Here is a 13,195-nt window from a genome sequence, read left to right on the forward strand (position 1 = left end):
GTGGCCCACGACGACTACTCGCTGAGCAGGCTCCCCGCCGAGGCCCGGAGGTCGTGGGTCTCCGTTGCCGTGCAACGGTTCGGGCAGGTTTCGGCGTTCCACCAGTTCCTCCTCGGCGCCACGCTCGGATTCGGGATGACGTTCTGGGACGCGGTCCTCGCGATCACGCTCGGGTCGGTGATGCTCGAGATCGTCACGATCTTGATGGGGATCGCGGGCGTGCGGGAGAACGTCTCGACGTCCGTGCTGGCCCGCTGGGCCGGGTTCGGGGCACGCGGTTCCGCGTTGGTGGGCCTGCTCGTGACGCTCAGCCTCGCCGGCTGGTTCGGCGTGCAGAACGAAGTGTTCGCGCACGGCCTGCACCGGCTGATGGGTGGGCCGCCGGTCTGGGCGTGGGCGGTCCTCGGTGGCATCGCGGTGACCGTGATCGTCGTGGCGGGCTTCCACACCATGGCGTGGACGGCCTACCTCACCGTGCCGGCGTTCCTGCTGCTGACCGGCTGGACGATCGTTTCCGAGCTGCAGCGGCACGACCTTGCGGACCTGGTCGGCATGGCCCCGCCCGGCCCGGCGCTGAGCCTCGCCCAGGGCACCACACTGGTCGCGGGCGCGTTCATCATGGGCGCCGTCATGACGCCCGACATGACGAGGTTCAACCGGCGTCCCTCCGACGTCGTGAAGCAGACGCTGATCAGCGTCACCCTCGGCGAGTACCTGATCGGCCTGACCGGGGTGCTGCTCGCGCACGCCGCCCGCAGCGCCGACGTGGTCGGCGTGATCATGTCGAGCTCGGGCGCGATCGGCACGCTGATCACGGTCACGGCGATCCTGAAGATCAACGACTGGAACCTCTACTCGGCGTCCCTCGGCCTGGTGAACACCGTCGACGTGCTGCTGGGCAGGAGGATCAGCCGATCGGCCGCGACGCTGTGGCTGGGCACCCTGGGCACCCTGCTGTCCGCTCTCGGGATCCTCGGCCACTTCACCGTGTTCCTCACCTGGGTCGGGGTGATCACACCACCGGTCGCGGGCATCATGATCGCCGAGTACTTCGTGGTGCGCACCTGGCGCGCGGAGCTGGAGTCCTCGCGCGCACGAGGGGAGCTGCCGGCCGTTTCGCCGGACTGGGTCCCGGCCTCGCTGGTGTGCTGGGCGGCCGGAGCCGCAGTCGGTTTCCTGGTGCCGTTCGGCATCCCGACGATCAACTCCGTCGTGATCGCGTTCGCGTTGTACGCTGCGATCGGCAGGACGGCCGGGATCATGCGGCCGCCACGCTCCCCGGTCGACACTCATCGCTGATGGGGAAGTGATGGCATGGAGCTCGACGTCCACCACCTCAAGCTCGTGCGGGCGATCGGCGAGACCGGCAGCCTGTCCGAAGCGGCGGTGCGGCTCGGGATCAGCCAGCCCGCCGTCAGCGGCAGCCTCAAGCGCCTCGAGAACGCGTTGGGGCAGCGGCTGTTCGACCGCGGCTCCAGCACGGCGCCGGTCGTGCCGACACCCACCGGTGAACTGCTGCTCGACCGGATCAGCGCGGTGTTGCCCATGATGGAGGGGCTGGCGCGGGACATCGAGGTCCGCACCAGCCCTTCCGAGATCGTGCGCGTGGGCGGTGTCTGCTCGCCGGTCCTGTGCCATCTACCCGCGATCGTCGGCAGCCACCGGCCGCACGGGCCGGCCGCGTCGTTGTTCGACAGCGAATGCCGGGACCTCGTCGTGGACATGGTGGCGCAGCGGCGGCTGGAAGTGGGCGTGGTCAAGGACTACCCCGAGTTCGAGGTGGTCGTGCCCGCGTCGGTGGACTTCGCGGTGGTGGCGCACGACAGGACGTTGGTGCTGCTGCGCGAGGACCATCCGCTGGCCCGGCACAAGGTGATCGCCCTGGAACAGCTCGCCGGCGAGCAGTGGGTGCTGCCCCCACCCGACTCGTCGCGCTTCCACGAGTACTTCCACAGGTCCTGCCGCCGCAAGGGTTTCATCCCCCGGGTGCAGTACGTTTCCGAGTCGTTCGGGATGACCGTGGCGGCGGTGCGCAACGGCGCCGTCGGGCTGTCGCAGGCGGCGTGCGAAGGGCATCAGCAGGTCGTCGCCCGGCTCCTCGCGGATGACGCGCTGTCGCGCAGGTTCCTGCTCGTGTGGCACCGGGAGAGCGAGTTCGCGCCGGTGGCCCGCGACGTCCTCGCGGACGCCGCGCTGGCCTACCGGCTCGAGTGCGAGGCCTCGCCGGTCTACTCCCGTTACCTGGCTTGATGAAGCGGTGTGCCCCTCCGGAACAGGAGGAACACACCGCCGGAACCGTCAGCGGAGCTCTGCCGGTGGCAGGGTCGTTCCGTGAACCCAGACCTCGTGGAACGTTGTGAGGTCCTTGTCCGCCACCGCCGCCGTGTAGAGCTCCCAGTCGTACCAGCCCTGGTTCATCAGCGTCGCGATCTCCGGGTAGTCCCGCAGCACCGTGAAGAACTTGTCGTCGCCGATGTGCTTGCGCAGCGCGTGCACCATCAACACACCCTTGTCGGTGGCGGAGAACTCCCGTCCCGCTCCGGGGTCGGCCAGCTCACGCCCCCAGAACCGGGGGTCGGCCCCCACCCGGCGCAGTGCGTCCTGGTAGCGCCGCTCGACGGCAGGCCCACCGTTCGCCTCGTTCCACAACCACACCACGTACCGGGCGAACGACTCGACCATCGGCTGGTCCTTCCACATCTTGATGGCGAGCTGGTTGCCCCACCACTGCGATGCCAAGGACTGCACCAGCGCCGACTCGTCCGCGGCGACGCCGTGCACGGGCCGGCCCTGGGAGGGGTGCGAGTGGGTCAGCCACTCGGACAGGTACACCCCACCGGTGGACGGCAGGGGGTAGGGCCCCAGTTTGCCGGTGAGGAACTCCATCACCGCGGGCAGTTTCCTCGCGAGTGCCGGGTCAGCGCCGGGCGCGAAAGCGTCGAGCACCGGGGTGCCGCCGGGGAGCGTGGACTCGCGGACGGTGAACCGGTCGATGGCGATCATCGTCGCGGATGGCGTGACGGGCACCTCCTCGACCCAGCTGTGGGTCCCGCCGTGGACGGCCTTGCGCACCCCGGTCGACACCACACTCCATCCGGTGGGAACCGTGGCGTTGAGGTGGAAGGTCGCCTTGTCCACCGAGGTGTCGTTCACCGGGAACCACGTGCTCGCCGAGTGCGGCGCGCCGGCCGCGATCACACCGCCCGACCTCGTTGTGCGCCACCCGGTCGCGCCCCGGCCAGGGGTGTACTCCGGCTGGGGGCGACCGCAGTAGAGGACTTCCACGACGAACGACGTGTCCGCCGCCAGCTCGGTGACGGGCGTGATCACCAGCTCGTGGGCCTTCGCCCGGACGAACGACGCAGGCACACCGTTGACCTTCACCGCCGTCACGGTGAGACCGCGCAAGTCCAGGTTGAACCGGCTGAGACGTTGCGTGGTGGTGGCCGTGACGAGGGCCTTGGCGTTGAGGAAACGAGAGGCCGGGTCGTAGGACAGGTCGACTGCGTAGTCGCCGACGTCGTAGCCACCGTTGCCGTCGGTGGGGTAGTAGGGGTCGACGCCGAGCACGACACCGTTGGGCGCGACGTGCACGTAACCGTCGGATCCGATCGTGTCGCCGGCGTGGGCGACAGCGGGGCTCAGGAGTGAACAGCACAGCGACAGACCGAAGAGCGACAGGGTGGTCGACGAGTACGTCCGTCGAATCCGCACAGCCATTGGCAAACCTCTCAGGGCAGTGGCAGGGGTTCGCCCAGTCTGTGAGCCCGAAGCTTTGCGGTACCAATGCCGTTTCTTCATGTCCGAGCGTTATCGACGTCAACGGGACTGTGAGAAGTTCGGCTCTGGCTCGTGGTCGATGACGGGGAGTGTGTGCACGGACGGTCCGGATTCCACTTTCTCCGCTGGAGCTGACCGGCCGGTGTTCAGTGATCGGTGGGCCGCGAAGCTCGAGCTGCCGCGACGCGGTCTGCGATGTGGTCGATGACGACGTTGACCGCGCGGCGGTACGGGGTCGCGTCCTGGTTCACCTGGGACAGGAGCATGCCGCCTTGGATGGCGGCCAGCAGCGCGACCGCAAGCGCCGACACGTCCTCGTCGGCTCCGAGGTCGCCGCGCTCGCGCATGCGGGCAAGCCCGGATTCGATCGCTGCTTGCCACGCGGCGAATCCCGTGGCCAGGCCGAGGCGGGCTGAGGGGTCGATGTCCGACAGCTCGCTCGCGAGCGAGCCGATCTCACAGCCTCCGGCGCAGTGCACCGCGTCCAGGCGGACGGCGGCGCGTTCGCACCATTCGCGCAGTGCGTCGATGCTGTCGAGGTGGTCGAGCAGGGGCTGCTGTTGTTCGAGCTTCACGGTGTTCTGGTACTCGATGACCGCCGCCGTGAGGCCTTTTTTGTCTCCGAAGTAGTGGTAGATCTGCGAGGCGCTCACCTGGGCGCGGCGCTGCACGTCGGGAATGCTCGTGCCGGCGACGCCCTGTTTGAACATCAGTTCGGCGGCGGCCTGCAGGATGCGGTCTCGGGTGCGACGGCCGCCTTCGGTGCTCGCCGCCTTGCCCTGCGTCTCGCCACCTCGCGTCTGCATGCGGGTCAGCCTACCCAGATTGGAATTGACTTTCCAATCTGGCGGTGCCTACGGTTGGAGTGTTCATTCCAAGATCATTCAGCACACGCGAAGGTGAAGCTCGTGGCCCTCGACCCTCAACTCCAGACCGTGCTCGACGACTTGGCCGCGACTTCCACGCCCGCGGCCAACACCCTCACCGTGGCGGAGAATCGCGCCGCCGGCCTCGCGTTCGCCTCGTTCGCCGGTGACGTCGTCCCGGTTCGCGAGGTTCGCGACATGACCTTCCGCAACGGCGACCACGACGTTCCGGTCCGCATCTACACGTCCGAGACGGTCCCGACGGGCTCGCCCGCTCCGGTGACGGTGTTCTTCCACGGCGGCGGCTGGGTGTTCGGTGACCTCGACAGCCAGGACCACTACGCCAGGGTCGTCGCGACGCGGTCGAAGACCATCGTCGTCTCCGTCGACTACCGGCTGGCGCCGGAGCACCGATACCCGGCAGCCGTCGACGACGCCTACGCGGCGCTGCGATGGGTCGAACAGAACGCGGGCACCTTCGGCGCCGATCCGAAGCGCATCGCCCTGTTCGGGGAGAGCGCGGGAGGCAACCTCGCCGCCGTTGCCGTCCAGGAAGCGAAACGACGCGGCGGACCGGTCGTCACCTACCAGGCCCTCGCCTATCCCGCGACCGACCGCTTCGACGACAGCCCATCGATGTACGAGTACGCCGCAGGCCCCCTGCTGACGCGTCCTTGGCTCGAGTGGTTCTGGGGTGCCTACCTGAACACGCCCGACGAGGGCGCCGACCCCCGCGTCTCCCCGCTGCGCGCGGAGGACCTCACCGGACTCCCGCCCGCGTTCCTCGTCACCGCTGAGCTCGACCTGCTGCGCGACCAGGGAATCCGGTACGCCGACGCCCTTCGCGGGGCTGGGGTGCCGGTGACGCACCGAGCGGTTGAGGGCGTGCCCCACGCGTTCCTGTCCTTCACCCGTGACGTCCAGATCTCGCGCGACGTGCTCAACGAGATCGGCGACGCCATCGGCGCGGCCTTCGCGTGACGGGCGGGTCAGCCAGAGCTGAGGTCAAGCGGAGGCGCGTGGGTCCGGAGACTCGCGGCACCGGCTCTGTGGTGCTGTCGACCGGTGTAAGGCAGCCCGAGGCGGTCCGGTTCTGCGACCTATTCGGAGAACATCGTGAACGAGCGCATCCGGTCGAAGCGCTTGGCCGCGAGGTCCTCGAAGCTGATCAGGAAGCAGCCGTAGTGGACGTCGCTTTGCGTGTAGAACTGGGCGAGTGGCACCCACTGCCGGATCAGCCGGTGCTCCTCCGCCTCGATCAGGGAGAAGTTCCCCGTGTCCGCACGGTCGAGGCCGGCTTGAGGTCGGTTCCTGAGGTTCGCGGTCGCCATCTCGTGCCACGGGCTGTCGCTGCCGCCGATCTCCATGCAGTGCCCTCCGATGCGGATCGTGGACATCCGATTGCCAGGCCCCGGCCAGAGATCGTCGACGACGTCACACAGCTGGTCGAAGTGCTCCAGGGCGTCGAACAGCTGCTTCACGTAGTCCGGCCGGAACTCCATTTCGAGCTCATCGGTTTCTCCCATCCAATCCGGAAGATCCGCCTCGACCCACGCGGAAAGCTCGCACTCGGGGATGAGCAGCGGCGTGCCGTCGATGTTCGTCCCCTCGAGTTCGGGCGGCAACGGTGCCACTGCGGTCTCCGTGCCTACCGGGACGTGCAGAACCCGCGCGTACTCCGGCTGCTCATCAGAGCTGAAGGGATCCAGCACGTCTTCCTCGTGCTGCAGGAACAGCAGCAGTGAGCCGTCCGTCGGCAGGGGAAGACCTTCGGCCCGCGGAAGAGCCGCACAGTCGACGGAGGCGATGAACGGCAACGCGTACCCGTCCCCGTCGGTCGGCCATTTCGTGCCCACCGGTAACCGGGGCAGCCCTCCCTCCTGGCCGACAACCTTCTCGCCGGCGCGTGCGCCGCTCAGCCAGACGGCGAATCGGAGCTGATCCGCGAACGTGTCGATCTCGTCGTTCGGTATGCCCTGACTTGTCGCCGCCTGGCGGAATTGCTCGTAACGGTTCATGGTGCTACATGATCGCATAGTGATGAGAGCGCTCTCTTTGTCAGATGCGCGCCGAAGGCGGGTGCTGTCTCATGGCCGAAAAATGATGGCCTGACGGGCAGTACGGCCGACCTGGGGCGCCGGAGCAAGCGGGCAGGAACTTCGGCAACGGCTTCCGGTGAAGTCAGCGATCGGGCAGGAGGCGGCTGGTGGCGATGGTGAAGCCGATCGTCGCTCCGCCTCCGGCCCGGTTCCTCGCGAAGGTGGTTCCGTCGTGGGCTTCGGCGATGCCGGCCACGATGGCCAGGCCGAGCCCGGAGCCGGGTAGTGATCGCGAGGTGTCCGCGCGGTAGAACCGGTCGAAGATCCTGCCGAGGTCCTCGGTGCCGAGGCCGGGTCCGCGGTCCGACACGGTGATCGTGCCCGCGCGAACCTCGACGTCGACCGGGCCGGTGCCGTCGGTGTCGAACTTCGCGGCGTTCTCCAGCAGGTTGCCGACTGCGCGTTCCAGGGCGAGGCGTTGTCCACGCACTCGCGTCCGGTCGGCGTCGATGTTGATCTCGCGATCGGTTCGGCGCCGTGCCCGTGCGGCCGCGTCGCGGACGACTTCGGCGAGATCGACGTCGGTCTCCTCCTCGTCGGTCCCTCTCGCGAGTGCCAGGGCGATCAGTTCGTTGACGAGGTGGGAGAGCTCTCTGGTTTCTCCTTCGACGTCGGCGAGCAGGCGCACGCGGGACTCCGGCCTGAGCTGGTCGAGGCGGTGCAGCACGGTGGCATTGGTGCGCAGGCTTGTGAGCGGCGTGCGGAGCTCGTGCGCTATGTCCTGGACCAGTCGTTCCTGCGCCTCCCGTGAGTCCGCGAGCCTGCGCAGCATGGTGTTGAACGACGACGACAGCCGAGCCACCTCGTCCCGCCCCTGCACCGGGACCTCACCGCCGCTCAGCCCGGTGGCGCTGACGTCCTCGGCGATGGCGGTCAGCCGCACCAGCCGCCGGGTGATCCGGCGTGCCAGCACCCAGCCGAGACCTGCGGCGATCGCGGTCACGAGCAGGGTGAGCGCGGTGATCTCCTTGGCCATCCCGCTCATCACCTGGCGCGACTGGTTGACGTCGATGCCGACCTGCACCGCGCCGGCACCGTTTCCCAGGGAGGTGGTCAGCACCCGATAGGTGTCGTGCCGCACGATCACCTCCGCGGTGCTCGTGGCGCCACGCGTGGACCCGGTGGCGAGGGCGCGGTCGGCGTCGCCGACGGGGAAGGTCACGGCCCGCCCGCCGAGCGGTGTGACGCCACCGCCGGGGTCGATGCGTTGCGCGGTCAGCGGTAGCGGCTGCTCCAGTCCCGCGTCGCCGACGACGACGCCGGCCGGGTCGTGCAGCACGCCGCGATGTCCGTCGATGATCGCGGCGGAGGCGGTGTGCAGGCCGCGGTTCACCTCACCGATCACGCGCTCGACCCCGGAACGGAAGGCGAGCACGCCGACCACCCCCGCGGTGAGTGCGACGACGAGCGCGAAGGCCAGTGCGAGCCGGGTTCCGAGGTTCACGGGCGCCGCACCGTGTAGCCGACGCCGCGCACCGTGTGGATCACGGACGAGGCGCCCGCCGCCGCCAGCTTGCGGCGCAGGTAGCCGACGTAGACCGCGAGGTTCTTCGAGTCCCCGCCGAAGTCGAAGCCCCAGATCTGCTCGTAGATCGACGTGTGGTCGAGCACGACACCTTCGTTGCGCATGAGCAGTTCCAGCAGGTCGAACTCGGTCTTGCTGAGGTTGAGCTCGGTCGCGGCCCACCACGCGCGCCGGCTCGCGGGATCGAGCCGCAGCGCCCCGACGGACAGAGCACGGTCGTCGGTGTCCTCCGCGGGGACGACCCTGCGCAGCAAGGCCCGCAGGCGTGCCAGGAGCTCGTCGAGCTCGAAGGGCTTGGGCAGGTAGTCGTCGGCGCCCGCGTCGAGGCCCGCGACCCGGTCGGAGGTCTCGACGCGCGCCGTGAGCATCAGCACCGGCACCCGGTCACCTTCCGCCCGCAGGAGCCGGACGACGCCGAGCCCGTCGAGTCCTGGCATCAGCACGTCCAGGATGAGGACGTCGAACTTCTCCCGGCGGATTCGGGTCACCGCCTTCACCCCGTCGTCGACGTCGGCGACGGAGTAGCCCTCCAGCTCCAGTGCGCGGACGAGCGACTCACGAATCGCGCGGTCGTCGTCTGCGATCAGCACGGTGCATGTCATCCAGTTACTTCTCCCCACTCGGCCACTGCCGTTGATTCTCGCCGAGCGACACGCCGCGCCGCACAAAAGTTTCCCCTGAGAAAGGTAGGAACCCGGTGAGAATCCGCCGTTGAGACGCCTTCGCCATTGCCGTCGAGTGGGAACGATTCCTACATTCGGTCACGAGCGAGCACTTCTCCCGCTGTCCGCGGATGCCGCATCCCCTCTCACCGAAGGAGTTTCGTGGATACCACCATGAGCACCCATGCCCCGCCGGGCAGGCCACCGCACACGCGGTGGACCTCGCGGCTCGTCGGGCAGATCGCCGTGTTGCTCCTGGCGAACGTCGCGGCGGACTCGGTGATCGTCATGCCCCTGTTCGTGCTGCCGCAGATGCTCGAGCACTTCGACACGACCCAGTCGGCGTGGCTCGGATCCACCGCGATGCTCGCGGGGGCGATGTGGGCGCCGTTGTTCGGAAAAAGCGCCGACATCCACGGCAAACGCCGGATGCTGACAGTCGCGTTGCTGATCGCCTGCGGCGGTGCCGTGGTCTGCCTCGTCGCGCCGAACCTCTGGGTCTTCGTTCTCGGGCGCATGCTCCAGGGCGCCGCGGTGGCGACGGTGTTCCTGACCGTGTCGCTCGTCCGCGACCTGTGCGCACCACGGATCGCGATGCCCGCGGTGGGCGCGGTGACCACCTGCGCGGGAGTGGTCGGGATCGCCTTGACCTCCAGCGTCGAATCGCTCGTGGCGGAGTTCGGGTTCCGGGTCGTGTTCGTGGCCGCGGCGCTGTTCGCGGCTGTCGCGGTGACCTGCATCCGCGTCTTCGTCCCGGAGTCGGAGGTGAGGACGCCGGGGCGGGTCGACGTCGTGGGAACGCTCGTGCTCGGGGGAGGCGTCGTCGCGGTGCTCGGCTACGTCAGTCTCGGACCGGACGTCGGCTGGCTCAACGTGGGCGCGCTCGCGCTGCTCGCCGCCGGCGTCGTGGCGCTGGCGCGGTGGTACCTCGTCTCGAGCAGGGCTCCCGATTCCGTGATCGACGTCAGGCACCTCGGCAGGCCGATGGTGCTCACCCTGCTCGTGGTCGTGCTCGCCACCGGTGCGGGGCAGAGCATGGACCAGCTGCTCAGCCTCATCGCCCAGGTCTCGGCGGACCAGGGACTCGGCTACGGGCTCGACGCCCAGGGATCGCTCGCCCTGCTGTTCGGCTTGCCCGCCATCGGAATCATGGCGGGAGGACTGCTCTCGGGCTGGCTCGCGGCCCGCACCGACCCTGCCCTGGCTCTGGCCGCAGGCGTTCTGGTGGGCACCGCGGGCGCCTTCGGCATGTTCCTCGGCGCGTCCTCGTTTCCCGTCGCCGTGTTCTTCGCCTTCCTGTTGAACCTGAGCATGGGATCGCTGCTGGCTTCCGGGTTCAACATGGCGGCCGTCCTCACCGCAGCACACCGCCAGGGCGTCACCGCGAGCATGGTCTCGGTCATGAGCGCGATCGGCTCGGTGGGCGTGAGCTTCGTCGGTGCGGCGGTCCTCTCCGGCACGAGAGTCGCGGTCAACGGGACCACGGTCAACTCCGCCACGGGCGTGTACAGCTACATCGCGACCTCGGCCGGGTTGTTCGTGATCGCCGCGGCGCTCGCCTTCCTGCTGCTCGCCCAGCGGCGCGCTGAACGGCCACAAAGGACTGACTGACGTGCCCCTCGCCTGCGCGCACGCCGCAGCGCGCTGCGCGTCGTAATCGCCGCCGACACGTTCCCGCCGGACGTCAACGGGCCCGCGCGCTTCGCCCAGCCCCTCGCCGTCGGTCTCGCCTCGCGCGGGCACGACGTCCACGTCATCGCGCCCGACTCAACACAGTCAAGGAGTTTCCGTGTCGAACAGCAATCCAAGCCACCCGAGCGCGAAGATCCTGTCGGTTCATCAGCGTCTCGCCACGTCCGGCGCCCGCAGTGCACACGTTTTCCGGACCCACCGGGGATTGCACCTCGTTGTTCCCCAGTTGGCGGAGGACCTGCCGGACCGGGCGCCGGACATGAACGGCGGAAATGCCGACGTCGACGCCCTTCTCCACCGTTGGGAGGGAGGGCGGTTCGTCGAGGTCGACCGTCTGCCCTGTCCCAGCGGCGAGGATGCGCTGAGCTTCACCAGTGGCGGGAGGAACTACCTGGCGTTCGCCAACCTCCGCACCGGGAAAGGTCCGTACGAGACGGACGTCAACTCGCTCATCTACCGCGAGGACGAAGACGGGGAGTGGATCCTCGACGAGACGCTGCCCACCTTCGGAGCAAAGCAGTGGCACCACTTCTCGATCGACGACCGCGAGTTCCTGGCGCTGGCCCAGGGCCTGACCATGCCGGGCCTCTCGCCCAAGGGCCACGGACGTTCGGTCATCTTCCAGCGCGTCGACGGGCGGTGGGAGGAGTTCCAGGTCCTGGGAGGGCGCTGGGGTTACAACTGGGACCACTTCCGCGTGGGCGGACACCATTTCCTGGCATATGCGGACCAGGTCACCCCCAGTGTCGTCTACCGCTGGGACGGCGACTCCTTCGTCCCCTACCAGACTTTCGCGGAGAAGTTCGGCCGGAGTTTCCTGCACTTCTCGCAGGACGGCGAGGAGTGGTTGGCGTTCGCCTGCATCAACGGTGACTCGACGCTCTACCGCTGGAACGGTGAGCTGTTCGAGCCGCACCAGTCACTCGGTGGCCTCGGAGGCCGCGAGTTCGCGCTACACCGGCACGGGGAAAAGCTGTTCCTCGTCCGCATCTGCTTCATCCAGGGAAGGCCTCCCGTGGCCAAGACCGATCTGATGTCGCAGCTCTACAGGTGGCACGACGGCAAGTTCGAAGTGGTCGAGGAGTTCCCCACCTTCGGCGGCACCGACGCGAACTTCTTCGAGGCCGACGGAAAAACCTTCCTGGTCGTCGCCAACAGCCTCACCCCGGACGTGCGGTTCCGCCAGGACAGCATCGTCTACGAGCTCTCACTCGACAACGCCTGACCCGAACCGACAGCGCCCAGCCCGAACCGACAAGGACAGATTCGATGCGATACCAGCCCAACCGGCACTTCATGCGGCTGTTCGAGATGTTCACCTCCACCCCGGACAGCATCGGCCAGAACCTGCAGCGACGACTGGGCGAGGCCCAGTCCGACTCCCCGTTGCTGCTGGCGACGGGCACCGACCTGGTGCTGTTCCCGGGCGGCGGACGTCCGCCCACATCGGTCGACTTCAGGAAGGGCACCAGGGGGTTCTTCGAGATCACCGCGGTCTCGCACCTCGGCCTCACGATTCCCTACCTGGCCCGGCTGCGCGAGCTCGGCGACTTCAGCTGCAAGACCGCCGCCAGGGACCTCATCGAGCAATGCCGCGTCGTCCAGGACTTCAACAGCGTCTCGTACTGGCGTGACGAGGTCGCGGTCACCGCGTGGCAGGGGCACGAGGAGAAGATCACCGATCTCGTCGACTACACGTGCGCGACCACCGCGGACTACCTGGAGCGCGCGCTCGAGAACCCGAAGCTCCTGGACTTCGAGTACCTGCGCGCGAACCTGCTCGAAGGCGACGGGCCGGACGCGGTACCCGTGCCGTTCAACGACATGATGGCGGCGACCTTCGCCCTCTCGGCACTGGACTCGCTGCACCGGAGCCTGAAGTGGCTCCACGAGCAGTCCATCGACTGGGCCCGGCTGATGGTGATCGTCGCCGGTGGCGCCGGACGCCCGAGCGCCGGCCTGACCTGGCAGAGCAACAACGTGTGCCCGCTGTTGCACGAAGCGTCGGGCCACAAGCTGGACCCGGCCCGGCTGATCATCGCCCCGACCGCCCCCACCATCGAGCCCGAGCAGTTCGCCGACAGCGAGTTCTGCGCTCGGGCCGAGGCGCAGTACCGCAAGTTCTGGTACGGCTGCCTGTCCTCGGTGGAGATGAGCCGTCTCCTGTGGCCGGACTACCCGGCTTTCGAGAAGAGGATCGACCAGGCGCCCGTGGTCGACCCCGACACCGAGGTGGTCGACGCCATGCCGCGCGTCCGGTCGGTCCACGACAAGCGGGCCATCGTGACCAGGCTTCGCTACGTCATGGAAGACCCCGGCGCGCAGATCGCCACCGCCGGCATGCAGTTCGTGCTCGACCAGCTCAGCGCCAACGGGAACCGGCCAGAACTCGTCGAGCTTCCCGGTTTCACCGACATCACCTACCCGGCCTGCTCGCGGAGGTAGCGGGGCGAGCAGTGGGTGCTGCTCGCGCGTTGGCGCAACACCTCTCCTGAACGTCGTCGGTGACGTGCCGGCCAGCGCGAGTCCGGTGCTGACCGGGGGAGGGGCCGAGCGGGCCGGCGTGATCAA

11 protein-coding genes are annotated in these 13,195 nt (G+C 68.5%); 6 read left to right on the forward strand and 5 right to left on the reverse strand.

From position 1 onward, the window contains the following. Together V1227_RS05595 and V1227_RS05600 are read left to right on the forward strand one after the other, a co-directional pair. Positions 1 to 1,299, forward strand: coding sequence for a purine-cytosine permease family protein (locus tag V1227_RS05595; RefSeq protein ID WP_329791387.1), 1,299 nt, complete (start codon positions 1 to 3; stop codon positions 1,297 to 1,299). Positions 1,300 to 1,314: 15 nt separating this feature from the next. Beyond that, complete coding sequence (locus V1227_RS05600; RefSeq protein ID WP_329791388.1) at positions 1,315 to 2,250, forward strand: LysR family transcriptional regulator; 936 nt, start codon at positions 1,315 to 1,317, stop codon at positions 2,248 to 2,250. 48 nt (positions 2,251 to 2,298) lie between these two features. Here V1227_RS05600 and V1227_RS05605 read toward each other — a convergent pair whose 3' ends face one another. Together V1227_RS05605 and V1227_RS05610 are read right to left on the reverse strand one after the other, a co-directional pair. Continuing rightward, on the reverse strand, positions 2,299 to 3,720 hold the full coding sequence (locus V1227_RS05605; protein ID WP_329791389.1) for a M1 family metallopeptidase: 1,422 nt from the start codon (positions 3,718 to 3,720) through the stop codon (positions 2,299 to 2,301). A gap of 206 nt (positions 3,721 to 3,926) precedes the next feature. Beyond that, positions 3,927 to 4,586: a TetR/AcrR family transcriptional regulator gene (locus tag V1227_RS05610; protein WP_329791390.1), complete on the reverse strand. Its 660-nt coding sequence runs from the start codon at positions 4,584 to 4,586 to the stop codon at positions 3,927 to 3,929. A gap of 102 nt (positions 4,587 to 4,688) precedes the next feature. Between V1227_RS05610 and V1227_RS05615 the strand changes: the two genes are divergently transcribed. Then, positions 4,689 to 5,627, forward strand: a complete 939-nt coding sequence (locus V1227_RS05615; RefSeq protein WP_329791391.1) for an alpha/beta hydrolase — start codon at positions 4,689 to 4,691, stop codon at positions 5,625 to 5,627. 119 nt (positions 5,628 to 5,746) lie between these two features. Here V1227_RS05615 and V1227_RS05620 read toward each other — a convergent pair whose 3' ends face one another. The 3 genes from V1227_RS05620 to V1227_RS05630 all read right to left on the reverse strand — a co-directional run bounded on the left by V1227_RS05620 (position 5,747) and on the right by V1227_RS05630 (position 8,872). After that, positions 5,747 to 6,664 carry a DUF1963 domain-containing protein gene (locus tag V1227_RS05620; RefSeq protein WP_329791392.1) on the reverse strand — a complete coding sequence of 306 codons (918 nt, stop codon included), beginning with the start codon at positions 6,662 to 6,664 and terminating at the stop codon, positions 5,747 to 5,749. 163 nt (positions 6,665 to 6,827) lie between these two features. Continuing rightward, a complete protein-coding gene (locus tag V1227_RS05625; RefSeq protein WP_329791393.1) occupies positions 6,828 to 8,189 on the reverse strand; it encodes a sensor histidine kinase in 1,362 nt (453 codons plus the stop codon). Continuing rightward, positions 8,186 to 8,872 carry a response regulator transcription factor gene (locus tag V1227_RS05630; RefSeq protein WP_329791394.1) on the reverse strand — a complete coding sequence of 229 codons (687 nt, stop codon included), beginning with the start codon at positions 8,870 to 8,872 and terminating at the stop codon, positions 8,186 to 8,188. Before V1227_RS05630 ends, V1227_RS05625 begins: the two co-directional genes overlap by 4 nt. A gap of 234 nt (positions 8,873 to 9,106) precedes the next feature. Between V1227_RS05630 and V1227_RS05635 the strand changes: the two genes are divergently transcribed. The 3 genes from V1227_RS05635 to V1227_RS05645 all read left to right on the forward strand — a co-directional run bounded on the left by V1227_RS05635 (position 9,107) and on the right by V1227_RS05645 (position 13,069). Then, complete coding sequence (locus V1227_RS05635) at positions 9,107 to 10,543, forward strand: MFS transporter (protein WP_329791395.1); 1,437 nt, start codon at positions 9,107 to 9,109, stop codon at positions 10,541 to 10,543. 307 nt (positions 10,544 to 10,850) lie between these two features. Further along, a complete protein-coding gene (locus tag V1227_RS05640) occupies positions 10,851 to 11,849 on the forward strand; it encodes a hypothetical protein (protein ID WP_329791396.1) in 999 nt (332 codons plus the stop codon). Between the two features lie 44 nt (positions 11,850 to 11,893). Further along, the gene (locus tag V1227_RS05645; RefSeq protein WP_329791397.1) at positions 11,894 to 13,069 is read left to right on the forward strand and encodes a DUF5624 domain-containing protein; all 1,176 of its coding nucleotides are present in this window, start codon (positions 11,894 to 11,896) and stop codon (positions 13,067 to 13,069) included. The last annotated feature ends 126 nt before the right edge of the window (positions 13,070 to 13,195 follow it).

The sequence above is a fragment of the Lentzea sp. DG1S-22 genome, from assembly GCF_036321065.1.
GTDB lineage: Bacteria > Actinomycetota > Actinomycetes > Mycobacteriales > Pseudonocardiaceae > Lentzea > Lentzea jiangxiensis.

Excerpts from the sequence above, each read along its gene's own strand:
- V1227_RS05630 (WP_329791394.1), bottom strand. The coding sequence starts at position 8,872 with ATGACATGCACCGTGCTGATCGCAGACGACGACCGCGCGATTCGTGAG.
- V1227_RS05645 (WP_329791397.1), top strand. The coding sequence starts at position 11,894 with ATGCGATACCAGCCCAACCGGCACTTCATGCGGCTGTTCGAGATGTTC.
- V1227_RS05620 (WP_329791392.1), bottom strand. The coding sequence starts at position 6,664 with ATGAACCGTTACGAGCAATTCCGCCAGGCGGCGACAAGTCAGGGCATA.
- V1227_RS05600 (WP_329791388.1), top strand. The coding sequence starts at position 1,315 with ATGGAGCTCGACGTCCACCACCTCAAGCTCGTGCGGGCGATCGGCGAG.
- V1227_RS05605 (WP_329791389.1), bottom strand. The coding sequence starts at position 3,720 with ATGGCTGTGCGGATTCGACGGACGTACTCGTCGACCACCCTGTCGCTC.
- V1227_RS05635 (WP_329791395.1), top strand. The coding sequence starts at position 9,107 with ATGAGCACCCATGCCCCGCCGGGCAGGCCACCGCACACGCGGTGGACC.
- V1227_RS05610 (WP_329791390.1), bottom strand. The coding sequence starts at position 4,586 with ATGCAGACGCGAGGTGGCGAGACGCAGGGCAAGGCGGCGAGCACCGAA.